Consider the following 26,073-nt stretch of genomic DNA (forward strand, 5'->3'; position numbering starts at 1 on the left):
ATCCTCCCCTCCCTGAAGGGGAGGGGATTCCTGGCTCAGGCAGCCTGCGGGAGCAGCGCTCCCGGAGGTCTTATGCCCTCGGCGCCAGCCGGGTTGAGACCAGCCCGGACGAGCATCACGCGGGCGGAGTTTTTGTCCCTGGCGGACACGGCTCCGCACGCGGTGCAGGTATAGGTACGTTCGGACAGCGGCAGGGCGTGCTTGGCTCTCGCTCCGCACCGTGCGCAGTCCATCGTGGTGTGGGCCGGGTGCACCAGGTGCACGATCCGGCCGTGTTTGCGGGCCATCTCGGTCAGCGCCCGTTTGGTGGCGCCGATCGCCGCGTCGGCGGCCTTGCGGGCCATCGCCGACTTCGCGAGGAATCTGGGCTTGAAGTCCTCGACGGCGATCGCGTCATGGTCGGTCACGACGCGCTTGGCCCACTTGCGGCCGGTGTCCTGCCGCTGCCGGGCAATCTTCGCGTAGGTCTTCGCCCGGCCCTTCTTCGCCTCCCGGTAGCCCTTCGAGGCGGCCTGCCCCTTCTTCGGCTTGCGGCGGGCCATCATCCGGTCGTACCGAGTCAGCCTGGCCTGGGCCTTTTTGCCGTGCTGCGGGTGCGGGAGGTCGTGGGCGTCGGACGTGGTGGTCGCGGTCTCGCGCACACCCCAGTCGATGCCGAGCACCCGGCCGGTCTCCGGCAGCGGCTGCACCTCGGCCGAGACCACGAAGCTCGCATACCAGTGCCCCAGCGCGTCCTGGTAAACGCGCACGCTGGACGGGTCGGCAGGCAGCTCGCGGGACCACACCACGGTCAGAACGATGCCCCCGGCCAGGTGCAGCCAGCCGTCCTTCAGCCGGAAGCCGCGCTTGGTGTAGTTCAGGCTCGGCAGTGCCTCGCGCTTCTTCTTCCACCTCGGCATCCCGGCCCGCTGCCGCTGAGGAAGGCGCTCGCGGATGTCCTTGTGCGCCTTCGCCCTGGACTTCCCGAAGTCGCGGATGATCTGCTGCTGCGGCACCGAACTGCCCTCCCGCAGCCACGGCGTGCAGGCGCGGGCCTCGGTCAGCATCCTGTCCAGCCGGGCCGGACCGCACCTCTCCTTGCCGGCGTCCCCGGGCCGGGTCCTGTTCCGGGCGTAGACCTGCCGGGACTTGGCCACACTCTCGTTCCACAGCCAACGGCACCGGTCCCACTCCGCCATCAGCACGGCGAGCGCGGTCGACGACACCCGCAGGCGGAACGTCCACCGGGCATGCCCGGCTTCCTCCGCGACCGCCCCCATTCCCGCCACACCCACGCCCCCTCCACACCCCTCGGACCGAAAGTCCGCAGCCTGCCGACGCCTTGTGACGAGACCGTACGCACGACAGCCGCACGCCCGTACCCCGATTACGCGATCACCACTCCAACCGGCGACCACCGGCACGCGCGTTCGCATCCACCCGGCTCCACCGGCAGCCATGCGGGCGCTCCGCGCCCACGGTCCAGGAGCGGCGGCGCTCCGCACCGCAACACCGGGACGCGATTCCACCCCGGCGTGAACGCCGGAGCATCCTCGCAAGAACGAGGTGAAGGAGGAGAGCGAAGCGGAATGGTCAGCTCGGCGGGGTCGTGGTGGAGCACGGACGCGGGGTCGACGGCGTTCGGCAGCGTGGGGATCGGATCGTGCCGGCGGCCGGGAACGCCGATGCGTCTCGGCCACGGGTGCCGGGTGGCGCACACCTGCGGGGGCGCGGAGGACCGCATGCCATTCGGCCGTTCCATCGGGCAGCCGCATATGGCTGAACTTCGCCCCCGTCAGTGAACTGCTCGCGGGCGCAGGGGCGTTGCCCGCAGTCGTGCCGGGCGAGCCCGGCGGGGGCTGAGGGGGTCGCCCCCACCGGGCTCTGTCGGGTTGGTTTACGAAACCTGGGCCTTGTCGTACAGGGCCTTGGCCTCATCGCCGAAGTACGGCCCGAACATCCGGTTCGGCAGGAAGACATAGCCGAAGCTGTTCACGGATGTCTGCAGCCCGGTGCCCGTCGCCTCGTCGAACGAGGTGAACCAGGGGCCGCCGCTGGAGCCGCCCGTCATGTTGCAGCCCAGGCTGTGGTCCTGCGAGAACAGCCAGTCCTTGCTGCTGTTGCCGCTGCAGTAGATCAGCTTTGAGCCGTCGTACGGGTCGGCCGCCGGGAAGCCGAAGGCGTACATGCGCTTGTTGTAGCCGGCGTTGAACTCCAGGCCCTGTGCGCCCACCGTCTCTGCCAGCGTCTTGCCGTTCAGCGGTGCGACGACCGCCGCGCCCACGTCGTAGTTGATGTTCTCGCTGGACGCCCACTGGTCGATGGCCAGCGTCTGAGTGGCGGCCCACTGTCCGTACGGGGCCTGGCCGTTGTCGTACGCGGGTACGAAGATCCAATCGGTGTGCCAGGTCCCCTGGTACTTCACACAGTGCCCGGCGGTGATGACGGTGCTGCCGTTGGCGCTGGTGACGGAGTTGCCGGAGCAGGAGGCGGTACGGCCCTGGAAGGTGAAGAACACCCGGCCGGAGGTCTTGACGAGTGCGCCGCCGCCGTTCCAGGGCCCGCCGGCCTGCGGGAAGGCGGCGGGACCGAAGGTGCGGGAGGCGGGGGCGGTGGGCGGCACGGCAGTCGTCTCGGCCTGCGCCCGGGGCGCCTTGGGGGTCTTCAGGGCCCTGAGCGCGTCGCCGTCCAGCACAAGCGCGTCGAGCGGAGCGGCGTTGCGCATTCGTTCCGGGGTCCAGAAGTCCTGTGCCTGCCGCTGCGTCTGCTTCTGGGTGAAGGATGCGACCCCGGGTGCGGAAGCCTCGGCGGGCGCGGCTCCGGCGGCGGTGGCCGAGAGTGCGCCGGCGAGCAGGGCTCCGGCGACGGCGACGGTTCCGGCGGCGGCGGTGCGATGGCGTCTCACGCATGTCTCCTTCTGCCGTGCCATGCCCGTGCGTTGGGCCGCAGGGCTTACGCGTTCAGCCGTGAGCCGTGAGCCGTGAGCCGTGAGCCGTGAGCCGTGAGCCGTGAGCCGTGAGCCGTGAGCCGTGAGCCGTGGGCCGTGAGCCGTGGGCCGTAAGCCGTAAGCCGTAAGCCGTAAGCCGTAAGCCGCGGGCCGTGCGGCGGCCGTGCGCGGGCATGGGTGGGGGATAAGGCGGCGGTGCGGATCGGCGTGCGTGAGGCAGGGTGCCACGGAAGACGTGACTATGTCAGGGGCGCGTCAATTACGGGGGAGCATCTTGGCAAAGCAGCGACTTTCCTCGTACTCGCGGTAGTGGCCGAATTTCGCGCACGGCTCATAGCCGCTCGACAGGTACAGGGCGATCGCCTCCGGCTGCTTGTCGCCGGTCTCCAGCACCATCCGGATCCGTCCGGCCGCCCGCGCGTCCTCCTCCAGTACCGCCAGGATGCGGCGCGCCAGGCCGATGCCGCGGGCCTCGGGGATCACATACATGCGCTTCAGCTCGGCGTCGCCGTCCGAATAGCCCTCGGGGTTCGCGTCCTGGGCACGCCAGCCACCCGTCGCGACCGGACGACCCTGCCCGTCGTACGCCAGCAGGTACAGACCGCGCGGCGGTGTGAACATCGAGGGGTCGAGCGGGGTGGCGTCGCCGTCGGACTCGTACCGCTCGGCGTATTCGAGCTGCACCTGGTCGTTGAGCTTGACGGCGTCGGGGTGGTCGAAAGGTGTGGGGCGTATAATCATGCCATCGATCGTACATCTATGCGGCGCTATCGGGGGCTGAAAAAGGGTGTCGTATGGTGCCGGAATGCTCACCGTGACGACCGTGAATGTAAACGGCCTCCGCGCCGCAGCCAAGAAGGGTTTCGTGGAGTGGCTCGCAGGCACCTCCGCGGATGTGGTGTGCCTGCAGGAGGTGCGGGCCGAGGTCCATCAGCTGCCCGACGCGGTTCGGCAGCCGGACGGCTGGTTCACGGTGTTCGCACCCGCCGCCGCGAAGGGGCGTGCGGGCGTCGCCCTCTACACGCGCCGTGAGCCGGACCGGGTGCGGACGGGCTTCGGATCGAGCGAGTTCGACGGCAGCGGCCGCTATCTGGAGGCGGACCTGCCCGGCGTCACGGTCGCCAGCCTCTACCTCCCCTCGGGCGAGGTCGGCACGGAGCGGCAGGACGAGAAGATGCGCTTCATGGGCGAGTTCCTGCCCTACCTCAAGGAACTGAAGGCGCGGGCGGCAGCGGACGGCCGCGAGGTCGTGGTCTGCGGCGACTGGAACATCGCCCACCAGGAGGCCGACCTCAGGAACTGGAAGGGCAACAAGAGGAACTCCGGCTTCCTGCCGGAGGAGCGCGAGTGGCTGACCCGCGTCTTCGACGAGGCGGAGTACGCCGATGTGGTGAGGGCCCTGCACCCGGACCAGGAAGGGCCGTACTCCTGGTGGTCCTACCGCGGCCGCGCCTTCGACAACGACTCGGGGTGGCGCATCGACTACCAGGTGGCGACGCCGGGGCTCGCGGCCCGGGCGGTCAAGGCGTATGTGGAGCGGGCCGCCAGCCATGCCGAGCGGTGGAGTGACCACGCGCCCGTGACGGCGGTGTTCGACCTGTAGGAACCGGCGGCGGAGAGCCCCGCCCGGCTCTATTGCTCGCCGTCACCGGACGGGGCCGCTGGGTGGGCGCTACGGGCGCTTGCCGCACTTCGGGCACTGGCATAGGGGCCACGCGGAGGACAGCATCGGAGTCAGGTCCTCTGTGCTGCGGACGACCGTCTCAGCGCCCCAGGTGCGCCCGCTGTCCCGAGACACCCGCAAGGTGAGTAACGGCCGTCCATTGTCCACAGGGGCGCCTTCGGTGTCGCGGGGGATCATCGGTGCCCCTCCGGGTGTCGGCGCAGACGGACGTTGCAGTCAGAGATCGTCGTCATGTCGCCCCCAGCGCGGGCACGGTCCCGTAGGGCGGCAAGCTCCGTGCAGCCGGGGCACCCCTCAACCGGGGTCGGTTCATGAGACAGCCGCAACGGCAGTTCAAGCGGGGGAGCGCTGTAGCGCGTGGGTTCGGTGGTCATGCCATCCGACGCTAGAGATCAGCCCGACCAGCAACAATGGCAGTTCTGTTCAAGATCAACAGGAAGTGTCACAAGGCGTTACACGGGCAGTCCCACCGTGTCAGCGAGGGAACGCATTTCCCCCGTCAGCGTCCGTCGATGGGCCACGATGCGGCCGAGAATGTCACGGGCGTAACGCTGGTTCGGCAGCCACTCCGGGGCAGCGTCGCGGATGCTGGCCAAGGTGTCGACGGCGTGTCCGTACTGCCGTGTCCTGGCGTACGCGTTGGCCACGTCGAGGAGGTGACGGTTGCGGTTGTTCGACGTGGGGCGGAATCCTCCCGCCGGGATCTTCGCGGCAAGCTTGAGCACCACGTCCGGGCGATCCAGAACCATGGCGTTCTCGGTTCGCTTGAGCGTCACCGTGACCGGGCCGTACGCCCGCAGGAAGTCGTCACCGGGCGCGAACTCCCGCCCCAAGGCCACGGCGGCAGAGTGCGCCAGCCTCAGCGCGTCCTCAGCCTCTTCAGCGCGGTTGTCCCGCACAGCGGCAGCCGACAGACGCAGCAGCAGCCACCCCCACGCGCTGAGTTCATCCGGGGTGGCCCGTGAGAGCCGGGGTTCCGTGTCGTCGGCCCACTGGCTGGCCAACTCCCGCGCTTCACTGAGCTTGCCCTGCCGCAGCAGCAGCCAGCACATCGTGTTGACCGTGGACGCACCTTGCAGCCGGTCCGCAGAGCCGTCCAGGGCAGCCCCCAAGCACCATTCAGCCGCTTCGAACTGCCGAGTCTGCGTCAGCAGCCAACCGGTGAGCTGCAACAGACGTACGCGGACGGCACGCCCCTCGGGGCCGAGCCGAGCCACCGTGTCGGCGTCCCGCAGCAGTGGCGGCAGGACTGCCCGCAACTCCGTGAACCGGTCGCCGGAGAACAGAGGCACGGCAGCGCTGAGCGCGTCGCGCACCCCTTCCGGAGTTGGCGGCTCGTCCAGTTCGGCAATGTCCCTCAGGGGGGCTGTCAGTGCCTTTCTGACAGTTGCCCACTGGTCAAGGGTGGCGGGGCTCGCCCCGTCCTCCGCTGACTCCGCGACAAGGCGCATGGTGGGCACCCTGAGCGACGCGGCGAGCCGACGCACGGTCTCCAGGCGAGCGTCCTGCCGCTCGCCCTGTTCAAGCTTGCGGATCAGCGATACGGACACACCGGACTCACGGGCGAGTTCCTGTTGGGTCATCCCCCGACGCTTGCGAACGTCCCTAAGCCGGTCACCCAAGTTGGCAGGCATGAGCCGAGAGTACGCCCGCGCGTATGGTGCCGCAGAGGGCTTGACCCTTGAGCGTGACAGCTGGCTAAGCGCACCCCGAAACTCGTACAAGGTCAGCGCTGCTGCCACGTTCCGGTCCCTGATCACGACAGCCCCCGAACTTTGATCACGCTTGCCCCCGGGGTCCGGGCACGAGAAAGACTGTCCGTCACCGGTGCAGAGGTCCCGATCGTCCGGTTCAGCGACAGAGTTCCATGATGATGTCGTCGAAGTCAGGGAACTCCGCTGCGGCCTGTTCGATCACAGCGGCTGCTGGCTGCCGCTGGTCGGGGGCGAACCGCTCGGCAATGGCCGCCAGCTCGGCATTGGGGCGCGGAGTCCAGTCCGGTTCGTACGAGGTAGCTGCCTCGCAGGGGCCGTAGCCGTCTGCCAGCACCCAGAGGAAGCTTCCCAAGTCACGTGCGACGACACCGGTCTCCCCTTCGGATCCGAGGAAGACAACAGGTTGATCGGCGAGGAGCAGCCCTGGCCGGACCAGCCAGAAGGCCGCGAACCCGCCCGAGCCGTCTTGGCCGAACACGCGGAAGTCGTCCCCGCACAGTTCGCCGTTTCCGGTCCATGCCCGGAACCAGTCAGTGGTCTCATCGGCGGGCAGGAAGGCTGTGAGGGGCAAGAAGTCGACCCCCTCGCCACCTGCGTAGTCGAACGAGGCGGCCATCGCAGCGGCTAGCGCGGCGGGGAACTGCCGGTCATCAGCAAGCGTCATCCGCACACGCTAACGGTGGGGTCAGACACCGCTGGCAAACAGCCAAGGTCCCTGACGGAGGATGCCCCGCAGGCGGACGGCGGAAGGGGGGTGCGCGCCGTTGTGCCTCCCGGTCAATGGGGTGGCGCAACGACTGCCAGGTGGCGACGCCGGGGCTCGCGGCCCGGGCGGTCAAGGCGTGTGTGGAGCGGGCCGCGAGCCATGCGGAGCGCTGGAATGACCACGCGCCCGTGACGGCTGTGTTCGATCTGTTGGGCGCGGCGGGCGCGCTTACCCGCACCCCGGGGGCACCGGCGCGGCGGCCGTGCGGGCGAGGGCCTCCGCACCGCCGACGACGCCTCGCGCCCGTGACGGCCGCCCGTGCGCGGCGCGGGAAAACGGCTCGCGGTGCGGGCACGGAGCTGGCAGGGTGCCGGCGCATGGCGCCCCAGTACCAGATCCGTGCCGACTACGACGCTCACACGATCACCGTCTACCAGGCCTACGCGCCGGCCGTCGCGGACGCGGCGCTGCGGGCGGGCCGCTTCGTCGCGCCGTTCTCGTTCCGCCGGATGACATGGATCAAGCCGTCGTTCCTGTGGTTGATGCACCGCAGCAACTGGGCCCGCAAGCCCGGGCAGGAACGCGTCCTGGCGGTGCGGATGACCCGGGAGGGCTGGGAGGACGCGCTGTCCCGGGCGGTGCTGACGACCGCCGGCCCGGCGGACGTGGCGCAGGCGGCCGTGCACGTCCAGTGGGATCCGGAGCGCTCGCCGCGGGGAGCGGCGCTGAACCACTACAGCATCCAGGTCGGCATCGGCCGCGATCTGATCCGCACCTTCGCGGACGACTGGGTCGTCGGTCTCACCGACCTCACCCCCACGGTCCGCAAGGCCGCGGACCTGGTGCGGACCGGACGCGCCGCCAAGGCGGCGCAGCGGCTGTTCCCCGCAGAGCGGGTCTACCCGCTGCCCGCGGCGCTGGAGGGCATCCTCTCGCCGGGCGGGTGAAGGGCCGCGGCAGCGTGCCCGCGGGGCCGCATTGGCGTGGGTTCGGTCGGTTGGAGCGCACGGCAGCGGCCGGGGGGCGTGCCCGCGGGCTGTCCTCGGCGTGCGTCGGGCCGGCGGGGGCGCGTCCGCGGCCGCCTTTGGCGTGGGTCCGGGTCGGGCCGCTGCGCCCGCGGCCGGCGTGCCCGCCCGCCGCGCTCACGGTGAGGCGTCGCGGCGCAGCCGGCGGTCCAGGGCCAGGGACAGTTCCGCGTCCACGACGCTCTTGGCCAGCGGGCGCAGCCGGTCCGCGTCCGTCTCGGCGGTGTGCGTGCGCAGCATCTCGGTGAAGAGCTCCGCGAGCGCCTCGGCGTGCTCGCGGACCGCGCGGCCCGCCTCCAGGACGGCCGCCAGCGGCACGCCCTCGCGCACCAGCGCGGCCGAGACGTCCAGCAGCCGGCGGCTGATGTGGACGATCTCGTCGCCGTCGGTGGCGAGATAGCCCAGATCGAGCGCCGTTGCGAGATTCTCCGGGGTGACCTCGCCCTCGAAGTGGTCGGCGAGCGCCTCAGGGGTCAGCCGTACGGGTGTTTCCTCGCTGGGCTCGCCCAGGCCCAGCACCTCGCCGACGTCCCGGCCGCTCTCGAACGCGGCGGCCAGGTCCGCGATGCCGTTGAGCGTGTGCCCGCGCTCCAGCAGCGCGGCGATGGTGCGGAGTCGGGCCAGATGGTGCTCGTCGTACCAGGCGATGCGCCCCTGCCGGCGCGGCGGCGGGATCAGCCCGCGCTCGCGGTAGAAGCGCAGGGTGCGCACCGTGATGCCGGCTTCCTTGGCCAGCTCTTCCATGCGGTACTCGCGGCCTGCCCGGTCACCTGGGTGTTCATCGGTCACGGCGGCCAGCCTATGCCGTGCCGACGTACTGCCGGTAACTTCGGTGGTCGCACCCCTACCGCTCGGTATACGACTGCTCTACGCTCCGAGCAATGAACAGTGCCAGTGATTGCTGGCATCGTTGGGAGGCGGCATGAGTCAGCACGAGGACGGACGAGGGCAAGTGCGGGAACAGGGGCGGACGCGGCATGTGCGCGTCGCGGTGATCGGCTCGGGGTTCGGCGGGCTGGGCGCCGCGGTCCGGCTGCGCCGCGAAGGCATCACGGACTTCGTCGTACTGGAGCGCGCGGACGCCGTCGGCGGCACCTGGCGCGACAACGGCTACCCCGGATGCGCCTGCGATGTGCCGTCGCATCTGTACTCCTTCTCCTTCGCGCCCAACCCGGACTGGCCCCGCACCTTCTCCGGCCAGGAGCACATCCGGGCCTACCTGGAACACGTCACGGACACCTTCGGACTGCGCCCGCATCTGCGGCTCGGCCACGAGGTGCTGATGATGCGCTGGGACCGCGACGCACTGCACTGGGAGATCGAGACCTCGCGCGGGGAGCTGACGGCGGACGTCGTGGTCTCCGCCACCGGGCCGCTGTCGGACCCCAGGGTCCCGGACGTCCCCGGCCTCGACGGCTTCCCCGGCAAGGTCTTCCACTCCGCCCGCTGGGACCACGACTACGACCTGAGCGGCAAGCGCGTCGCCGTGATCGGGACCGGCGCCTCCGCGATCCAGATCGTGCCGTCGATCCAGCCGCAGGCCGGCCGGCTGACCCTCTTTCAGCGCACCCCGGCATGGGTGCTGCCCAAGCAGGACCGTGCGATCAGCCGGGCCGAGCGGACGCTGCACCGGCAGCTGCCCTTCACCGCCGCCGCCAGGCGCGGACTGCTGTGGGGCATCCGCGAACTCCAGGTCCAGGCCTTCACCAAGCGGCCCAACCAGCTCGGTCTGATCGAGGCGCTCGCCAAGGCCCATATCAACAGAACCGTGAAGGACCCGGACCTGCGGGCCCGGCTGACGCCGTCGTACCGCATCGGCTGCAAGCGCATCCTGCTCTCCAGCGACTACTACCCGGCCCTCACCCGCCCCAATGTGGATCTGGTGGCCTCCGGCCTCGCCGAGGTGCGCGGCAGCACGCTCGTCGCGGCGGACGGCACGCAGGCGGAGGCGGACGCGATCGTCTTCTCCACCGGGTTCCACGTCACCGACCTGCCGATCGCGGACCGCGTCGTCGGCGCGGACGGGATCACGCTCGCGGAGGCGTGGAAGGACGGCATGGAGTCGCTGCGCGGAGCGACCGCCGCGGGATTCCCCAACTGGATGACCGTGATCGGCCCCAACACCGGCCTCGGCAACTCCTCCATGATCCTGATGATCGAGTCCCAGCTGAACTATCTGGCGGACTACCTGCGGCAGTTGACCGTCCTCGGCGGCCGCGCGGCGCTCGCCCCCCGCCCCTCCGCCGTGCACGCCTGGAACCGCACCGTCCAGCGGCGGATGGAACGCACCGTCTGGAACACCGGCTGCAAGAGCTGGTACCTGGACGCCAACGGCCGCAACACCACCCTCTGGCCGGGCACCACGACCGAGTTCCGCAACGCCACCCGGCGCGTGGACCTCACGGAGTACGAGGTCCTGAGGGGCCCGCGGCAGTCCGGCGCCCCCGCGCGGAAGGCCTCGGAGGCCGTGGCATGAGCGAGCCGACTCCGAGGCGGGAGCCGACTCCGCGGCCGGAGCCGATTCCCCGGCGGGAGCTGACGGCCCTCTCCGCCGACGGATCGCGGATACATGTCGAGGTGCACGGCCCCGAGGGCGCGCCGGCCGTCGTGCTGGCCCATGGCTGGACCTGCTCGACTCGGTTCTGGGCCGCGCAGATACGGGACCTGGCCGCGGACGGCTGCCGGGTCATCGCCTACGACCAGCGGGGGCACGGCCGTACGGCGCCCTCTGCCGTCGGCGTCGAAGCCCTCGCGGACGATCTGGAGGCAGTGCTGCGCACCGCCCTCGCGCCGGGCGAGAAAGCCGTCCTCGGCGGCCACTCCATGGGCGGCATGACCCTGATGGCCGCGGCCGGGCGGCCCGCCTTCGCCGAGCACGCCGCGGCGGTGCTGCTGTGCAGCACCGGAAGCTCGCGCCTCGTCGACGAGTCACGGGTGCTGCCGCTGCGCCCCGGACGGCTGCGGACCCGGCTCACCGGTCTGGTCCTCGGCGCACGCGCCCCGATGGGCCCGGTCACCGCCGTCTCCCGGCGGATCCTCAAGTACGCCACCATGGGCCCCGGTTCCGCGCCGGAGCGGGTCGACGCCTGCGCCCGCATCGTGCACGCCTGCCCGCGCACGACCCGCGTCGCCTGGTCCGAGGTGCTCGCCGGGCTCGACCTGGACGCGGGCGTACGGGAGCTGAAGGCGCCCGCCGTGGTGGTGGCGGGCACGGCCGACCGGCTCACCCCGGCAGTGCACGCCCGGCGGCTGGCCGCCGCGCTGCCGCAGTGCCGGGAGCTGGCAGAGCTCGCGGGAGTGGGCCATATGACGCCGGTGGAGGCCCCTGAGGCGATCACGGACAGGCTCCGCGACCTCGTCCGCACGTATGTCACCAACGCCGAAGTGTCCGGAGCGGAAGCAGAAGCAGAGGGGAAGCGAGCCGTATGAGCAGGGTGTCCCTGGAGGGCCGGGTCGCGGTGGTCACGGGCGCGGCGCGGGGCGTGGGCGAGCTGCTGGCCCGCAAGCTGTCCGCGCGGGGCGCGAAGGTGGCGCTCGTCGGCCTGGAGCCGGAGGAGCTCAAGAGGGTCTCGGAGCGGCTGCACGCCGAGAGCGAGCACTGGTTCGCGGACGTCACCGACCATGAGGCGATGGCCCGGGTCGCCGCGGAGGTCAAGGAACGCTTCGGCAAGGTCGACATCGTGGTGGCGAACGCGGGCGTCGCGGCGGGAGGGCCGTTCGCCGACTCCGACCCCGAGACATGGCGGCGGGTCATCGAGGTCAATCTGATCGGCGGCGCGGTGACCGCGCGCGCCTTCCTGCCCGCGCTGACGGCGAGCCGCGGCTACTTCCTGCAGATCGCCTCACTGGCGGCGATCACGGCAGCGCCGATGATGACGGCGTACTGCGCGTCCAAGTCGGGCGTCGAGGCGTTCGCGCACAGCCTGCGCGCGGAGGTGGGCCACAAGGGCGTCCGCGTCGGGGTCGGCTATCTGTCCTGGACCGACACCGACATGGTGCGCGGGGCGGACCAGTACGAGGTGATGCGCGAACTGCGGCAGCGGCTGCCGTGGCCCTCGAACCGGACCTACCCCCTGGGACCGGCAGTCGACCGGCTCGTCGCCGGGATCGAACGCCGCTCGGCGCATGTGTACGGGCAGTGGTGGCTGCGCGGGATGCAGTCCGTGCGCGGATATCTGCCGACGCTCGTCGGCCTGGCCGGTCAGCGCGAGATGCGGCGTTTTGAGCCACGGCTGGGGGCGGTGCGGGCCGGGCTCGTGGGGGCGGGAGGCGCGGCGGACGAGGCGGCGCGGGGAGCCGCGGGAGGCACTCGTACCCAGCGCGAATGATCGAAATGCGCGGTATGACGCTACATGCCAGGCTGGTCCCGCCGCGGGACGTGTCGCCCTGCGGCTTCCCCCCACTCGTGTAGGAAGTGAACCCTCATGGGCATGAAGGACCAGCCTGAGCCCCGGTCCCGGGGCAAGGAGCAGGAACGGAAGGAACGCGCGCAGAAGACGAAGGGCGGCGCGCGGGAGCAGGAACAGCGGCGGCAGCGGAAGCCACAGCAGCAGGAGAACGACGAGACGCGGCGGGCGATGCAGGAGGAACTGGACCGCCTGAACATGGACTACGACGCCTGAGACCCTGAACATGGACTACGACGCCTGAGGCGGGGGCGGGGGCGTTTCCCCCACCCCGCCCCTTCCCGAAAGCCGGGGAGCCGCCCCGGACCCCGCTCCTCAGACGCCGGAGGGGCTGTCCGGAGGGGCTGTAATGAAGACCTACCCCCCGCGCCCCGGCAGCTTCGGCCGGCGGCGGTCCGGGAGCGCGTCGTAGCCCGGCGGCTCCGCCGCGGGGTGTTCGGCCAGCAGGCCGAGCGCGATCCGCACCGCCTCGGCCAGAACCGGATAGCGGCCCTCCGCCCAGTCCAGCGGCGTCCGCAGCGCCTCCACGTCCGGCTCCACGCCCCGGTTCTCGACCGACCACCCGTACGCGTCAAACCACGCCGCGTTCATCGGCACCGTGATCACCGTTCCGTCCCCCAGCCGGTGCCGTCCGGTCATCCCCACCACCCCGCCCCATGTCCGGCTCCCCACCACGGGTCCCAGCCCCAGCAGCTTGAAGGCCGCCGTGATCATGTCGCCGTCGGACGAGGTGGCCTCGTCGGCGAGCGCGACCACCGGCCCGCGCGGCGCGTTCGAGGTGTAGGAGACGGGCTGTGCGTCGCGCGTCAGGTCCCAGCCGAGGATCTTCCGCGTGAGCTTCTCGATCACCAGCTCGCTGATGTGCCCGCCCGCGTTGCCGCGGACGTCCACGATGAGCGCGGGCCGGGAGACCTCCAGCCGCAGATCGCGGTTGAACTGCGCCCACCCCGAGCCCCCCATGTCGGGGATGTGCAGATAGCCGCACTTGCCGCCGCTCAGCTCCCGTACGACGGCCCGCCGTTTGGCCACCCAGTCCTGGTACCGCAGCGGCCGCTCGTCCACCAGCGGCACCACCGCCACCCGCCGGGAGCGCCCCGCCCGTCCCACGCGCTCCCCGCCGTCCGCGGCTCTCCCGCGTTCACCGCCGTCCGTGGCTCTCCCGCGTTCACCGCCGTCCGCGGCCTCCCCGCCGTCCGTGGCTCTCCCGCGTTCACCGCCGTCCGCGGCTCTCCCGCGTTCACCGCCGTCTGCGGCTCTCCCGCCTCCACCGCGGTCCGCGGCCTCCCCGCCCTCCCCGCCCTCCGCGGCCTCCACAGCCTCCGCCGCCTCTGCCGCCTCCACAGCCTCTGCCGCCTCCGCCGCCTGGAAGGTGAGCTCCACCGTTGTGCCGCCCGCGCCGGCCAGCAGCGGATAGGGGCCGGTCACCGGATCGACCGGACGACCGTCCACATGGGTGAGGACCGCGCCCTCCCGCACCCCCATGCCCGCCAGCGGCGAGCGCGCCTTGGAGTCGGAGGACTCGCCGGGCAGAATCCGCTTCACCGTCCACCGGCCGTCCCGGCACGCCAGGTTCGTGCCCAGCAGCCCGATCGCCCGCTGGTAGTGCGGCGGCCCCTCGTTGCGCCGTGCGGGAGTGACGTACGCGTGCGAGGTGCCCAGCTCGCCCAGCACTTCGCGCAGCAGATCCGCGAACTCGTCCGGCGACGCGACCCGTTCGACGAGCGGCCGGTACTGGTCGAGGACCTCGTCCCAGTCGATCCCGCACATCCCCGGGTCCCAGAAGTACGCGCGGATGACCCGTCCCGCCTCCTCGTAGGCCTGCCGCCACTCGGCCCCCGGATCCACCTCGTGCATGATCCGCCGCAGGTCCAGATAGACGGTCGAGTCGACGTCGCCCAGCTCCGTCGCCGGGGCGGCCCGCAGATCGCCCTCGTCCACGACGACCAGCCGGGTCCCGTCGCCGCTGACGGCGAACGAGTCGAGATGGCCCACGAGTTCGGTGCGCCGCGCCTTGCTGATGTCGAAGTGCTCCAGGGTGGGGCGGCCGGAGGTGTCCGCCGGATTGACGAAGGTCTCACCCAGCGCGCCGGAGATCGGCCAGCGCAGCCAGACCAGTCCGCCCCCTGCCACCGGCCGCAGCGACGAGTACTTGGAGGCGGACACCGGGAACGGGGTCACCCGGCTCTCCAGTCCCTCCGTCTCCACCGTCACCGCCCCCTCGCCCGGCGCGCCCAGCGGATCGAGCCCGCCGGCCGCGGGCCGCCCCTCCGGCGAGAGCGCGAACGGCGAGGGCGTCGCCGACGACAGCGGCACCAGATACGGGCGGCAGCCCAACGGGAAGGACAGATCGCCGGTGTGCACGTCGTACACCGGGTCGAAGCCGCGCCACGACAGGAACGCCAGATAGCGGCCGTCGCGGGTGAAGACCGGATTCTCGTCCTCGAAACGGCCGTTCGTGACGTCCACGATCGTCCGGTCGGCGATCCGGGCCAGCTTGATCTGGCGCAGCGAGCGCCCGACGCCCGGCTGCGACCAGGCCAGCCAGCCCCCGTCCGGCGAGAACGCCAGATCCCGCACCGGCCCGTTGACGGACCGGATCAGCTCCGTCACCTCCCCGGCGGACTCCTCCGCGGCGTCGACCAGCAGCAGCCGCCCGTCGTGCGAGGCGATCGCCAGCCGCTCCCCGTCCGGGTCGGCCACCAGCTCCCGCACCCGGCCCAGCCGCCCGGAGGCCAGCCGCCGCGGCGGCCGGTCCCCGCTGGCCCGCGGCAGATAGGCGATCTCGACGGCGTCCTCGCCCTCCGCGTCCGTCACATAGGCCACCTGGCCGCCGACGCCCAGCATCTCCGGCAGCCGGACCCGCACCCCGGGTGTGTCGGCGATGGTGCGGGAGGGCCCGTCGCGATGGGTGAGCCAGTAGAGGCTGCCGCGTACGCAGACGGCGCTGGCGCGCCCGGTGGTGTCGACGGAGAGGGCGTTCACATGGCCGGAGGCGGGCACCTGGTAGCGGCGGCGTCCGGCGCGCGGCCCGCCGAGCCGGACCTCCAGCTTGCGCGGGCGGGCGTCCGGGACGGTCAGGTCGTCCACGAGCCACAGATCGCCCGCGCACTGGTACACGACCCTGCGACCGTCGCTCGAGGCGTGGCGGGCATAGAAGGCGTCATGATCGGTGTGGCGCCGCANGAGGCGTGGCGGGCATAGAAGGCGTCATGATCGGTGTGGCGCCGCAGATCGCTTCCGTCGGGGAGGCAGGAGTAGAGGTTGCCGACGCCCTCGTGGTCGGAGAGGAACGCGATCCGCAGGCCGGCCCTGGCGCCGGACACGAACATCGCGCAGTCCAGATGGCCGTCCAGATCCGGCAGCAGGCGCTCGCCGTGCAGCCACAGCCGTCCCGTCGCCCCGCCCCGGTACCGCTTCCAGGAGGCCGGTTCGTGCGGGGGCTTCCCGGTGAGCAGCAGGGTCTTGCGTACGCCGTCCACGTCGGCGACCGCGATGTCGGAGCACGGGCCCCACGGCAGCTGCCCGCCGGGCGTGCCGTCCAGCGGGATGCTGTACGCCCAGGAGAAGTACGAGAACGGCTGGCCGTGCGAGGAGACGGCAAGGACATGGCCGTCGGGGGTCCAGCCGCACACCCGCGTGTCGGTCGAGCCCCAGTAGCTGAGCCGCCGCGCCGGGCCGCCGTCGACCGGCGCGAGATGCACCTCGGGGTCGAGGCTGCGCCAGGTGGTGAAGGCGATCCGGCGGCCGTCCGGGGAGAAGCGGGGGTGGCCGATCCGCGTCCGGTCGACGGTGAGCCGCCAGGCGCGGCCCGGCCGTGTGTCCTCGGCCGCCAGGGGAGCGATCCAGAGGTCGTCCTCGGCTGCGAAGCACAGCATGTCGCCGTGCAGATGCGGAAAGCGGAGATACGCGACGTCATGGCTCACCTGTCAATGCTTTCCACGCGCGCCGGGCGCGGCAACTCGGGCACGTCCGCTCGCCGTGGCCGGAACGGCCGTGACCGAGACCACAAGCGAAACGATTTCGTTTCGCTGGCGGGTCGGAGTACAGTCGGTGTACGAAACCGTTTCGTTCGTCAATCGCCGCACACAGGCCGGAGAGGAGAAGCCGCCATGACTGTCAGAAGCCGGCTCACTCCCGAACGCGAGGCGGAGCTGTACGAGGCCGTGCTCGATCTGCTCCGCGAAGTGGGGTACGACGCGCTGACGATGGACGCCGTCGCGGCCCGCACCCGCTCCAGCAAGGCAACGCTCTACCGCCAGTGGCGGAGCAAGCCGGAGCTGGTCGTCACGGCGCTGCGGCACAACAAGCCGGTGAACATGCACGACATCGACACCGGCGCCCTGCGCAGCGACCTCCATGCGATGCTCGCCCGCACCGATGACTGCCAGCTGGAGAAGGACTCCGCGCTGATGCGGGGTCTGGCCCAGGCCATCCACCAGAATCCCGATCTCCACAAGGCCCTGCGGGAGCTGCTGATCGCGCCCGAGATCACCGGACTCGACGCGATGCTCAAGCGGGCCGTGGACCGGGGCGAGGTCAGCGCGGACAACCGGGCCCTGGACTTCGTGCCGCACATGCTCGTCGGGGCGTTCATCGCCCGGCAGCTCATCGAAGACCGCGACCCCGACCAGGAATTCCTCAGCGACTATCTCGACGCCGTGGTCCTCCCCGCCCTCGGCGCCTAGACCCCGCACCACCGCACTATCCGCACCACCCGTACCTCCCCGTATCGCACAGCACCTGACGCGCGCCGCTCTCGTCGTCGGGCCGGCTCCCCATGCCCTGTTCACCTCACACCCGGGAGTAAGCCCTCATGGCCACGTTCCTCTACAGACTCGGACGGACCGCCTTCCGGCGGCGTCGACTCGTCGCCCTGCTGTGGGTGGCGCTCCTCGTTCTTGCCGGGGTCGGCGCGGCCACCGCGCCCGTCGCGACCTCTGCCTCCTTCTCCATACCGGGCACGGAGGCCCAGAAGGCCTTCGACCTGCTGGAAGAGCGCTTCCCGGCCGCCAGCGCCGACGGCGCGACCGCCCGGGTCGTCTTCAAGGCCCCCGACGGCGGGAAGATGACGGAACCCGGCCACAAGGCCGAGGTGAACAAGGCGGTCGAGGAGCTGAAGTCCGGCTCCGACCAGATCGCCTCCGTCACCGACCCGTACGCCGCCAAGGCCGTCTCCCAGGACGGCTCCACGGCCTATGTGTCGGTCACATACAAGGTCAACTCCATGGAGTTGACCGACGACACCCGCGAGGCCCTCAAGGAGACCGGAACCGAGGCGCGCGACGCCGGGCTGACCGTGGAGATCGGCGGCGACGCGCTGCAGACCGTCCCGGAGTCCGGCGTGGGCGAGATCATCGGTGTGATGGTGGCGGCGGTCGTCCTCGTCATCACCTTCGGCTCGCTGGTCGCGGCCGGTCTGCCGCTGCTCACCGCGATCATCGGTGTGGGCATCGGCGTCTCCACCATCACGGCGCTGGCGAGTGTCCTCGACCTGGGCTCCACCACCTCGACGCTCGCAATGATGATCGGCCTGGCGGTCGGCATCGACTACGCCCTGTTCATCGTCTCCCGCTACCGCGCCGAGCTGGCCGAGGGCCGGGAGCGCGAGGACGCGGCGGGCCGGGCGGTCGGCACCGCGGGCTCCGCGGTCGTCTTCGCCGGGCTGACCGTCGTCATCGCCCTGGTCGGCCTCGCGGTCGTCAACATCCCGATGCTCACGAAGATGGGCGTCGCGGCGGGCGGCACGGTCGTGATCGCCGTGCTGATCGCGCTCACCCTCATCCCGGCGCTGCTCGGCTTCGCGGGCAAGCGCGTCGTGGGCCGCAAGGCGCGCAAGGCGGCCGAGTCGGCCAAGTCGGCCGAGGGGGCCGAAGGGGCCGAGGCGGCCGGGAAGCCGTCCCTTGAGAAGGCTTCCCGGCAGGAGGCCGGGAAGCCGAACATGGGCACCCGCTGGTCCAGGTTCGTGCTGCGCCGTCCGGTCGCCGTGCTGCTGCTGGCCGTCGTCGGCCTCGGCGCCGCCGCCGTACCGGTCTCCTCGCTGCAGATGGGCCTGCCCGACGACGGCTCGCAGCCGACCAGCACCACCCAGCGCCGGGCGTACGACCTGTTGTCCGAGGGCTTCGGGCCGGGCTTCAACGGTCCGCTGTTGGTCGTCGTGGACGGTGACCGGGCCGCGGCCGACCGCACCGCCGAGGAGATCCGGAAGCTGGACGGCGTCGCCGCCGTCACCCCGCCGACCCCGAACGAGGCCGGCGACACCGCGATGATCACGGTCGTTCCCAAGGACCGGCCGTCCTCCGCCGAGACCGAGGAGCTCGTCCACACCATCCGGGACGCCAACGGCGACGATGTTCTGGTCACCGGCGCCACCGCGATGAACATCGACTTCTCGCAGCGGATGAACGACGCGCTCGTGCCCTATCTGGCGCTCGTCGTCGGACTCGCCTTCCTGCTGCTGACGGTCGTCTTCCGCTCGGTGCTCGTGCCCCTCAAGGCGGCGTTCGGCTTCCTGCTCTCCGTCGTCGCGGCGCTGGGCGCGGTCGTCGCCGTCTTCCAATGGGGCTGGCTCGGCTCGCTGTTCGGCGTTGAGCAGACCGGCCCGATCATGTCGATGATGCCGATCTTCATGGTGGGCGTCGTCTTCGGACTGGCCATGGACTACGAGGTCTTCCTGGTCACCCGGATGCGGGAGGCGTACGTCCACGGGCAGCGGCCCGGCGAGGCGATCGTCACCGGCTTCAAGCACGGGGCGCGGGTGGTCACCGCCGCGGCCGTCATCATGATCGCCGTCTTCGCGGGCTTCATCGGCTCCAGCGAGCAGATGGTGAAGATGATCGGATTTGGCCTCGCGATCGCGGTCTTCTTCGACGCGTTCGTCGTCCGCATGGCGATCGTGCCGGCGGTGCTGGCGCTGCTGGGTCACAAGGCGTGGTGGCTGCCGCGCTGGCTGGACCGGGCGCTGCCGAATGTGGACGTCGAGGGCGAGAAGCTGCACAGGGAGCTGGCGGACTCCGGCCGTCAGCAGGACGATCCGGACGAAGAGCGCGAGCTGGCACGGGTCTGAGCCCCCGTCGGCTGATCATCCGGCCGGTCTCGGAGGCGGCCTCTCGGAGGCGACTGATCACGGAGCCGGTCACACGGCCGCCCCCCCAGCTGATCCTGCGGCGCAGGCCGGCGCGCACGGCAGCCGGGTCCGTCACCCTCGGGTGACTGACCCGGCCGCTTCGCGCGTGTGGCGCAGGAAGCGCTTCAACTCCGAGGAGTCGAACTGCACCACCGCTACTCCGTCCGGGGTATGGAACTCGACCACGGTCTGCACCCGGCCGCATGGCCAGACCTCCACGTCGCCGCTGCGGGCAGGCCCGCGGAGCCCCTGCTCCAGCACATCGCGCGGAAACTCCCAGGCGCGCCCGGAGGGGAAGGAGAAGCGCACCTCGGAGGGGTGGTCGGACGGGTCATAGCCCAGGGTGACGCGCACCTGACGGTACTGGGGAGCGTCGGTGACGATCCGGGCTCTGGCGTGTTCTTCGACGGTGGGGGACATGGACCGCCTCCTCACGCTCACCTTATTTGCTCCTAATCTTCCATGTTTCGACGTTTTTACTCCTGGTCTGGACGGCCCGGTAGCAGGTCCGGAGGGCCCAAGTCCGGCCTATTCGTAACCACCCCGCTATTGCAAAGTATTTGCAGGTAGCCTCATCATCGAACGGTCAGCCGGGCATCCGCCTGCCCGGCTGCCTGCCGTCTGCTGTCCGAAACTCGTCTGTCCCCACGCGTCTGTCCCACCGCGGAGCCCGCCATGCATGTACCCGACGGATTCATCGACGCGCCCGTGTCCGCGGCGGCCGGGGTCGCCGCCGCCGGCGCCGTGGCCGTCAGCCTGCGCGGCTCCCGCCGCGAGCTGGGCGGTGACGACGACCGGCTCGCGCCCCTCGCCGGGCTCGTCGCCGCGTTCGTCTTCGCCGTGCAGATGCTGAACTTCCCCGTTGCGGCGGGCACCAGCGGCCATCTGCTGGGCGGGGCGCTCGCCGCGATCCTCGTCGGGCCGTACACGGGCGTGCTGTGCATCGCGGTAGTCCTGCTGATGCAGGGCGTCCTGTTCGCGGACGGCGGGCTGACCGCCCTCGGAGTGAACATCACCGTCATGGGCGTGGTCACGGTCGTCGTGGCGTACGGGCTCTTCCGCGGGCTGGTCAGGGTCCTGCCGCGCACCCGCCGCTCGGTCACCGCCGCCTCCTTCGCCGCGGCCCTGGTGTCCGTACCGGCCTCCGCCGCCGCGTTCACCCTGCTGTACGCGATCGGCGGGGTCACCGAGGTGCCGGTCGGCTCGGTGCTGACCGCGATGGTCGGCGTCCATGTCCTGATCGGCATCGGCGAAGCCCTGATCACCATGGCCACGGTGGGCGCGGTACTCGCGGTGCGGCCCGACCTGGTGTACGGGGCGCGGGATCTGGCCGTCCCGCTGAAGCTGCGCGTGGGCGGCGAACTGGTCGACGCGGACCGCGCGCGCCCGGCGTCCGGCGCCGCGGGAGCCGCCGGTGACGCGCCCGCCGTGGCCGGGCCGGGTGTCCGCCCCGTCTCCGCCGCGGACGGCGCAGACGCTCCCGTGGGCACGGCCCACGGGACCGGGGTGGCGGCCGCCTCCGCGGCGCCTGCCGCCAGGCCCCGTGCCCGTACGCGTACGTTCTGGCTGTCGGGCCTCGTCGCCTCCCTCGTCCTCGCCGGGGTCGTCTCCTTCTACGCCTCCGGCGACCCCGACGGTCTGGAGAAGGTCGCCTCCGACAAGGGCTTCGACGCCTCGGCCGAGGAACATGCCGCCGCCGACTCGCCGCTCGCCGACTACGGCGTCAAGGACGTCGACGACGCCCGGCTCTCCGGCGGCCTCGCCGGAGTCATCGGCGTCGGCGCGACCGTGGCCGCCGGCACCGGGATCTTCTGGGCCGTGCGCCGCCGCCGTTCGGCCGAGGCCGGCCCCGCCGACGTCCGCGTACCGGAAGCGCGGTGACCGCCTGACATGGGAGCGGGTCATACGCACAAGCTCTACCGGCACGGGCACTCGCCCGTGCACCGGCTGCCCGCGCACTGCAAGCTCGTCGCCGTCTTCTGCTTCGTGCTGGTCGTCGTCTCCACGCCGCGCGAGGCGGTGTGGGCGTTCGGGGTGTACGCGGCGCTGCTCGCCGCGGTCGCGGCCGCGGCGAGCATCCCGCCCGGCTTCCTGCTGCGCCGGTTGCTGATCGAGATCCCGTTCGTCGCCTTCGCGCTGCTGATGCCGTTCGTCGTGCCGGGCGAGCAGACACGGTTCCTGGGAGTCGCGCTCAGCGTGCCCGGCCTGTGGGGCGCGTGGAACATCCTCGCCAAGGGCACCCTCGGCGTCGCCGCGTCCGTCGTCCTCGCCTCCACGACCGAACTGCGCGAACTGCTGCTCGGGCTGCAGCGGCTGCGGCTGCCGTCGACGCTCGTGCAGATCGCCTCCTTCATGGTCCGCTACGGCGACGTGATCGCCGACGAGCTGCGCCGGATGTCGATCGCCCGCCGCTCGCGCGGCTTCGAGGCGCGCGGAGTACGGCACTGGGGCGTGCTCGCCAAGACGGCGGGCGCGCTCTTCATCCGCTCCTACGAACGCGGCGAGCGGGTGCATCTGGCGATGGTCAGCCGGGGCTACACCGGGACCATGCCGCTGACCGACGACACCGCCGTGAGCCGGGCCCAGTGGGCCGGGGCCGCGGCGCTTCCGCTGACCGCGCTCGCGGTCTGTCTGCTGGGCTGGACCACGCTATGACCCGTAAGACCGAAGCATCGACGGCGGAAGCATCGACGGCCGACGCGCCGTCCCTTGAGGTCAAGGGCCTCGCCTACGCCTACCCCGACGGCCACCAGGCCCTGTTCGGCGTGGATCTCACCATCGGGCGCGGGGAGCGGGTCGCCCTGCTCGGCCCCAACGGCGCGGGCAAGACCACCCTCGTCCTGCACCTCAACGGCATCCTCGGCGGAGGCGTCGGCACGGTCACGGTCGCGGGACTGCCCGTGGCCAAGGCTCATCTCGCCGAGATCCGCCGCCGCGTCGGGATCGTCTTCCAGGACCCGGACGACCAACTCTTCATGCCGACCGTCCGGGAGGACGTGGCCTTCGGGCCCGCGACCGCCGGACTGCGCGGCGCGGCGCTGGACGAGCGCGTGACGACCGCGCTGCGCCGGGTCGGCATGGACGCGTACGCGGACCGGCCCCCGCACCATCTGTCGTTCGGGCAGCGCCGCCGGGTCGCGGTGGCGACCGTGCTCGCCATGGAGCCGGAGATCCTCGTCCTCGACGAGCCCTCTTCCAATCTCGACCCCGCCTCGCGCCGCGAGCTCGCCGAGATCCTGCGGTCCCTGCACGTCACCGTGCTGATGGTCACCCACGACCTGCCGTACGCGCTGGAGCTGTGCCCGCGCGCGGCGATCCTCAGCGACGGAGTGATCGCGGCGGACGGCCGGACCGGGGACCTGCTCGCCGACGAGGAGCTGATGCGCGGGCACCGGCTGGAGCTGCCGTTCGGCTTCGACCCGAGGGCGGCCGTCCGCTGAGCCCCCGGCGAGGGGCGGTCTGCGACGGCATGCACCATGGTCTGATGAGCGGTACGGCGACCCCCATGGACATCACGGACACAGCGGACATATGCGGCACTTTCGCGGACGGCTACGAGGCCGTCCGCGACGCCTTCCTCCGTAACTTCCAGCAGCGCGGCGAACGCGGCGCGGCCGTCGCCGTCTTCCGGCACGGCCGCAAGGTCGTCGACCTGTGGGCCGGCACACGCGACGTCGACGGCGTCGAGCCGTGGACCGCAGACACCGCTCATATCGTCCACTCCGCCACCAAGGGCGTCGCCGCCGCCGTACTCCTCCTGCTCCACCAGCGCGGTCAGATCGACCTGGACGCGCCGGTGGGCACGTACTGGCCGGAATTCAAGGCCGCGGGCAAGGAGCGGGTCCTCGTCCGGCATCTGCTCACCCACCGCGCCGGGCTGCCCGCCCCGGACCGCCCGCTCACCGTGGCCGAGGCGCTCGACGGAGAGAGCGGCCCGGCCGCGCTCGCCGCACAGCCGCCCGCCTGGGAGCCGGGCACGGAACACGGCTACCACGCCCACACCTTCAGCTGGCTGCTCGGGGAACTCGTACGGCGCGTCACCGGACGCACCCTGGGCGCCTGGGTCGCCGAGGAGATCGCCGCCCCCCTCGGCCTCGACTTCTGGATCGGCCTGCCGGACGGCGAGGCGCACCGCGTCGGCCGCATCGGCCCCGTCGCCGAGCCCGCCGCGGCGGACGGCGGCGGGCTGCGGCTGCGCCCCAAGCGTTCCGTCGCCGACGCCTACCGCGACCCCGACTCGCTCACCCGGCGCGCCTTCGCCGCCGTCGAACCGCTCCCCGACGAGAACACCCCCGCCTACCGCGCCGCCGAACTCCCCGCCTCCAACGGCATCTCCACCGCCCTCGCCCTCGCCCGCTTCTACGCCGCCACAATCGGCGAGGCGGACGGCGGGCCGCGGCTGTTCGCCCCGGCGACCCTCGCCCTCGCCCGCGCGGAGGAGTCCGCCGGCCCGGACCGGGTCCTGGTCGTCGCCACCCGCTTCGGCCTCGGCTATATGCTCCACAGCCCGGCCTCCCCCCTGCTTGGCCCCGGCTCCTTCGGCCACCCCGGCCGCGGCGGCCCCCTCGGCTTCGCCGACCCCGAGTCAGGCATCGCCTTCGGCTACACAACCAACGGCATGCGTCAGTCCGTTACCGCCGATCCCCGTGCGCAGGCGCTGATCAGGGCAGTACGTTCGACCCTGTGAGACGTTTCGAGGGACGCGGGGCGGTCATCACCGGCGGGGCACGGGGCACGGGGCACGGGGCATCGGGGGAGGCGATCGCGCGCCGGCTGGCGTCGGAAGGGGCCAGGGTGCTGCTCGCCGAGCCCGCCTCTATCCCCTCGGCCGCGGCGGCGAACCGGACGACATCGCCGCGGCGGTCGCCTTCCTCGCCTCCTCCGACGCCGCCTGGATCCCCGGCGCCACACTCCGCCTTGACGGCGGCCTGCGCGCCGTCAACACGGGCTTCGCCCAGTCGGTCGCCGCGCCCCCGACCCCGCCGCCAGCACAAACGTCACACTGATCAGCAGCGCCCACGCCCCGAACTTCGCCACCGACACCGGCTGCCAGCCGCCGAGCTGGTGCGGATAGCTCCACGCGCCCACATACGTCGCGGCGTTCTCCGCCACCCACAGGAAGAACCCGATCAGTACGAACGAAAGCGCCAGCGGCATCCGGTACTCCCGCGCCCCCATCGTGAACCGCACCCATGTCCCGGCGGCCGCGGCCAGCAGCAGCACGGCCAGCACCCAGCGGACGTCCGGCAGCCAGTGATGCGTGAAGAAGTTCAGATACACGGCGGCGGCCAGCACCGCCATCACCCGCGGCCGGTACCCGTCGACCCGCAGCTCGAACAGCCGCCACGCCCGGCAGACATAACTCCCCACGGCCGCATACAGAAACCCGCCGTACAACGGCACCCCGGCGACCTTGGTCCACGCCTCCTCGGGATAACTCCACGATCCCATCCGCACCTTGACCAGCTCGAAGAGCAGCCCGATCAGATGACACCCGCCGATGACGGCGAGATCGCGCGCCTCGTCCCACCCCACCTTCCACGCCAGCAGGCTCAGCCCGATCCCGTACACCAGGACGAGGTCGTACCGGGCCACCGGCATCTCGGGCAACACCCCCGACACGGCGATCCCTCCGACGAGCGCCACGGCGAAAGCACAGCACCGCGCCTGCATCCACCCGAAGCGAAGCAGCTGCCGCGTCCAGTACGAGACCGTCCCCATGCTGAGCAGGGACGCGCGGCGGCCGGTCAGCGGTTCACTCCCCGCGGCCGGGGGTGCGGGGGGTGCCCCTATCTCTTTCGTCAAGGGGATGGGACCGCGCCGCCGCGGGGTGGGCAGCGGATGCCGAGCGCGACGAGCCGGGCGACCTCCTGCTCGGCGAAGTCGTCGTCGCTGATCGCCTTTGGGACGGCTGACGAGTCGGCCCTCACAGCGATGACGCTGTGAGGGCCTTCCTGTGGCAGGGCGGCGGTCGTTTCGCCGCCGCGGCGAGTGGGGGCGGGCGGGGGCGGGTCAGCCGCGCAGGAAGCCGTCCCCGTGCGTCGCGATGTGGGCCTCGAGGGCGCTCAATGCCTGCTGTGTGGCGTCCGGGGCGCCGTTGCCCCTCTTCTCCGCGTAGTAGGCGGCTCCGAGGCGCTTCAGCAGGTCGTTTCCGGCCCGCTGCGCCTGGACCTCGTCGACTTTCTGCTTGCCCTGGTTCAGGGCGGATTGAGCCTGTTCCTTAGCCCGGTCCAAAAAACCTGCCACCTGTGGCCTCCTTGCAGTCGAGCCGTATCCGAACGATTTCACACACGTGCTTCCGCAAGGTGGAACGCGCCCGTCGGCAAAAGGGCACGGCAGCCCGCGTGACCGAAAAGAGACCTTGCTGTACCTAGCGGTAACAAGCCATGGCGTGCGAGATTCCCGCATGCCACCGGCCGGCGGCCTCGTCATATCCGTATGCCTGACGTCAGAGGTGTCCTGTTTGCGACCTCTGGCGTGGTCGAACA

General features: G+C 71.5%; 24 protein-coding genes and 1 pseudogene. 13 read left to right on the top strand and 12 right to left on the bottom strand.

Features of this window, described 5'->3' with window-relative positions; translation table 11 throughout:
- Window positions 1–35: 35 nt before the first annotated feature.
- From QCN29_RS09925 to QCN29_RS09935, 3 genes are all read right to left on the bottom strand, one after another.
- Window positions 36–1,259, bottom strand: coding sequence for an RNA-guided endonuclease InsQ/TnpB family protein (locus QCN29_RS09925; protein WP_279927466.1), 1,224 nt, complete (start codon window positions 1,257–1,259; stop codon window positions 36–38).
- 617 nt (window positions 1,260–1,876) lie between these two features.
- Window positions 1,877–2,884, bottom strand: coding sequence for a trypsin-like serine peptidase (locus tag QCN29_RS09930; RefSeq protein ID WP_279927406.1), 1,008 nt, complete (start codon window positions 2,882–2,884; stop codon window positions 1,877–1,879).
- Window positions 2,885–3,181: 297 nt separating this feature from the next.
- On the bottom strand, window positions 3,182–3,667 hold the full coding sequence (locus QCN29_RS09935) for a GNAT family N-acetyltransferase (protein ID WP_279927407.1): 486 nt from the start codon (window positions 3,665–3,667) through the stop codon (window positions 3,182–3,184).
- A 64-nt stretch (window positions 3,668–3,731) separates the two neighbouring features.
- On the opposite strand from QCN29_RS09935, the gene QCN29_RS09940 reads away from it, so the two are divergent.
- Window positions 3,732–4,529: an exodeoxyribonuclease III gene (locus QCN29_RS09940; protein ID WP_279927408.1), complete on the top strand. Its 798-nt coding sequence runs from the start codon at window positions 3,732–3,734 to the stop codon at window positions 4,527–4,529.
- A 254-nt stretch (window positions 4,530–4,783) separates the two neighbouring features.
- On the opposite strand, the gene QCN29_RS09945 is transcribed toward QCN29_RS09940, so the two are convergent.
- From QCN29_RS09945 to QCN29_RS09955, 3 genes are all read right to left on the bottom strand, one after another.
- On the bottom strand, window positions 4,784–4,984 hold the full coding sequence (locus QCN29_RS09945) for a hypothetical protein (protein ID WP_279927409.1): 201 nt from the start codon (window positions 4,982–4,984) through the stop codon (window positions 4,784–4,786).
- Window positions 4,985–5,062: 78 nt separating this feature from the next.
- The gene (locus QCN29_RS09950) at window positions 5,063–6,244 is read right to left on the bottom strand and encodes a helix-turn-helix domain-containing protein (RefSeq protein WP_279927410.1); all 1,182 of its coding nucleotides are present in this window, start codon (window positions 6,242–6,244) and stop codon (window positions 5,063–5,065) included.
- Between the two features lie 217 nt (window positions 6,245–6,461).
- Complete coding sequence (locus QCN29_RS09955; RefSeq protein WP_279927468.1) at window positions 6,462–6,989, bottom strand: SMI1/KNR4 family protein; 528 nt, start codon at window positions 6,987–6,989, stop codon at window positions 6,462–6,464.
- Window positions 6,990–7,408: 419 nt separating this feature from the next.
- On the opposite strand from QCN29_RS09955, the gene QCN29_RS09960 reads away from it, so the two are divergent.
- Complete coding sequence (locus QCN29_RS09960) at window positions 7,409–7,978, top strand: DUF4291 domain-containing protein (RefSeq protein WP_279927411.1); 570 nt, start codon at window positions 7,409–7,411, stop codon at window positions 7,976–7,978.
- A gap of 195 nt (window positions 7,979–8,173) precedes the next feature.
- Here the strand turns inward: QCN29_RS09960 and QCN29_RS09965 are convergent, their stop codons facing one another.
- Window positions 8,174–8,800 carry a MerR family transcriptional regulator gene (locus QCN29_RS09965; RefSeq protein ID WP_279927470.1) on the bottom strand — a complete coding sequence of 209 codons (627 nt, stop codon included), beginning with the start codon at window positions 8,798–8,800 and terminating at the stop codon, window positions 8,174–8,176.
- Between the two features lie 178 nt (window positions 8,801–8,978).
- On the opposite strand from QCN29_RS09965, the gene QCN29_RS09970 reads away from it, so the two are divergent.
- The 4 genes from QCN29_RS09970 (at window position 8,979) to QCN29_RS09985 (ending at window position 12,678) form a co-directional block, all read left to right on the top strand.
- Window positions 8,979–10,532, top strand: coding sequence for a flavin-containing monooxygenase (locus QCN29_RS09970; protein ID WP_279927412.1), 1,554 nt, complete (start codon window positions 8,979–8,981; stop codon window positions 10,530–10,532).
- Window positions 10,529–11,485: an alpha/beta fold hydrolase gene (locus QCN29_RS09975; protein ID WP_279927413.1), complete on the top strand. Its 957-nt coding sequence runs from the start codon at window positions 10,529–10,531 to the stop codon at window positions 11,483–11,485. The genes QCN29_RS09970 and QCN29_RS09975 overlap by 4 nt, the downstream gene beginning before the upstream one ends.
- Entirely contained in the window at window positions 11,482–12,384 is a 903-nt protein-coding gene (locus tag QCN29_RS09980; RefSeq protein WP_279927414.1) for an SDR family oxidoreductase, read from the top strand. Before QCN29_RS09975 ends, QCN29_RS09980 begins: the two co-directional genes overlap by 4 nt.
- Before the next feature lie 102 nt (window positions 12,385–12,486).
- Complete coding sequence (locus QCN29_RS09985; RefSeq protein WP_240138032.1) at window positions 12,487–12,678, top strand: hypothetical protein; 192 nt, start codon at window positions 12,487–12,489, stop codon at window positions 12,676–12,678.
- A gap of 141 nt (window positions 12,679–12,819) precedes the next feature.
- Here QCN29_RS09985 and QCN29_RS37065 read toward each other — a convergent pair whose 3' ends face one another.
- On the bottom strand, window positions 12,820–15,306 hold the full coding sequence (locus tag QCN29_RS37065; protein WP_398859169.1) for a S41 family peptidase: 2,487 nt from the start codon (window positions 15,304–15,306) through the stop codon (window positions 12,820–12,822).
- Between the two features lie 1,265 nt (window positions 15,307–16,571).
- Between QCN29_RS37065 and QCN29_RS10000 the strand changes: the two genes are divergently transcribed.
- Together QCN29_RS10000 and QCN29_RS10005 are read left to right on the top strand one after the other, a co-directional pair.
- A complete protein-coding gene (locus tag QCN29_RS10000; RefSeq protein WP_279927415.1) occupies window positions 16,572–17,147 on the top strand; it encodes a TetR/AcrR family transcriptional regulator in 576 nt (191 codons plus the stop codon).
- A gap of 128 nt (window positions 17,148–17,275) precedes the next feature.
- On the top strand, window positions 17,276–19,525 hold the full coding sequence (locus tag QCN29_RS10005; RefSeq protein WP_279927416.1) for an MMPL family transporter: 2,250 nt from the start codon (window positions 17,276–17,278) through the stop codon (window positions 19,523–19,525).
- 132 nt (window positions 19,526–19,657) lie between these two features.
- Here QCN29_RS10005 and QCN29_RS10010 read toward each other — a convergent pair whose 3' ends face one another.
- Window positions 19,658–20,005 carry an SsgA family sporulation/cell division regulator gene (locus QCN29_RS10010; protein WP_240138028.1) on the bottom strand — a complete coding sequence of 116 codons (348 nt, stop codon included), beginning with the start codon at window positions 20,003–20,005 and terminating at the stop codon, window positions 19,658–19,660.
- 255 nt (window positions 20,006–20,260) lie between these two features.
- Here QCN29_RS10010 and QCN29_RS10015 point away from each other — a divergent pair, with 255 nt between their 5' ends.
- The 5 genes and pseudogenes from QCN29_RS10015 to QCN29_RS10035 all read left to right on the top strand — a co-directional run.
- Window positions 20,261–21,466 (top strand): energy-coupling factor ABC transporter permease, encoded by a 1,206-nt coding sequence (locus QCN29_RS10015; RefSeq protein WP_279927417.1) that lies wholly within the window; start codon window positions 20,261–20,263, stop codon window positions 21,464–21,466.
- Between the two features lie 9 nt (window positions 21,467–21,475).
- A complete protein-coding gene (gene cbiQ / locus QCN29_RS10020) occupies window positions 21,476–22,240 on the top strand; it encodes a cobalt ECF transporter T component CbiQ (protein ID WP_279927418.1) in 765 nt (254 codons plus the stop codon).
- Window positions 22,237–23,025 (top strand): energy-coupling factor ABC transporter ATP-binding protein, encoded by a 789-nt coding sequence (locus QCN29_RS10025; protein ID WP_279927419.1) that lies wholly within the window; start codon window positions 22,237–22,239, stop codon window positions 23,023–23,025. Before cbiQ ends, QCN29_RS10025 begins: the two co-directional genes overlap by 4 nt.
- A 44-nt stretch (window positions 23,026–23,069) precedes the next feature.
- Window positions 23,070–24,272, top strand: coding sequence for a serine hydrolase domain-containing protein (locus QCN29_RS10030; RefSeq protein ID WP_398859167.1), 1,203 nt, complete (start codon window positions 23,070–23,072; stop codon window positions 24,270–24,272).
- Window positions 24,273–24,315: 43 nt separating this feature from the next.
- Window positions 24,316–24,591, top strand: a pseudogene (locus QCN29_RS10035) (SDR family oxidoreductase); the annotation flags it as partial.
- Here QCN29_RS10035 and QCN29_RS10040 read toward each other — a convergent pair.
- The 3 genes from QCN29_RS10040 to QCN29_RS10050 all read right to left on the bottom strand — a co-directional run bounded on the left by QCN29_RS10040 (window position 24,524) and on the right by QCN29_RS10050 (window position 25,831).
- Window positions 24,524–25,306 carry a DUF817 domain-containing protein gene (locus QCN29_RS10040; protein WP_279927420.1) on the bottom strand — a complete coding sequence of 261 codons (783 nt, stop codon included), beginning with the start codon at window positions 25,304–25,306 and terminating at the stop codon, window positions 24,524–24,526. The pseudogene QCN29_RS10035 and the gene QCN29_RS10040 sit on opposite strands and share 68 nt — an antisense overlap.
- Before the next feature lie 80 nt (window positions 25,307–25,386).
- Complete coding sequence (locus QCN29_RS10045) at window positions 25,387–25,515, bottom strand: hypothetical protein (protein WP_279927421.1); 129 nt, start codon at window positions 25,513–25,515, stop codon at window positions 25,387–25,389.
- Window positions 25,516–25,597: 82 nt separating this feature from the next.
- Window positions 25,598–25,831, bottom strand: coding sequence for a hypothetical protein (locus QCN29_RS10050; protein ID WP_240138024.1), 234 nt, complete (start codon window positions 25,829–25,831; stop codon window positions 25,598–25,600).
- Window positions 25,832–26,073: the final 242 nt, after the last annotated feature.

Source organism: Streptomyces chengmaiensis (genome assembly GCF_029846775.1).
Lineage (GTDB): Bacteria > Actinomycetota > Actinomycetes > Streptomycetales > Streptomycetaceae > Streptomyces > Streptomyces chengmaiensis.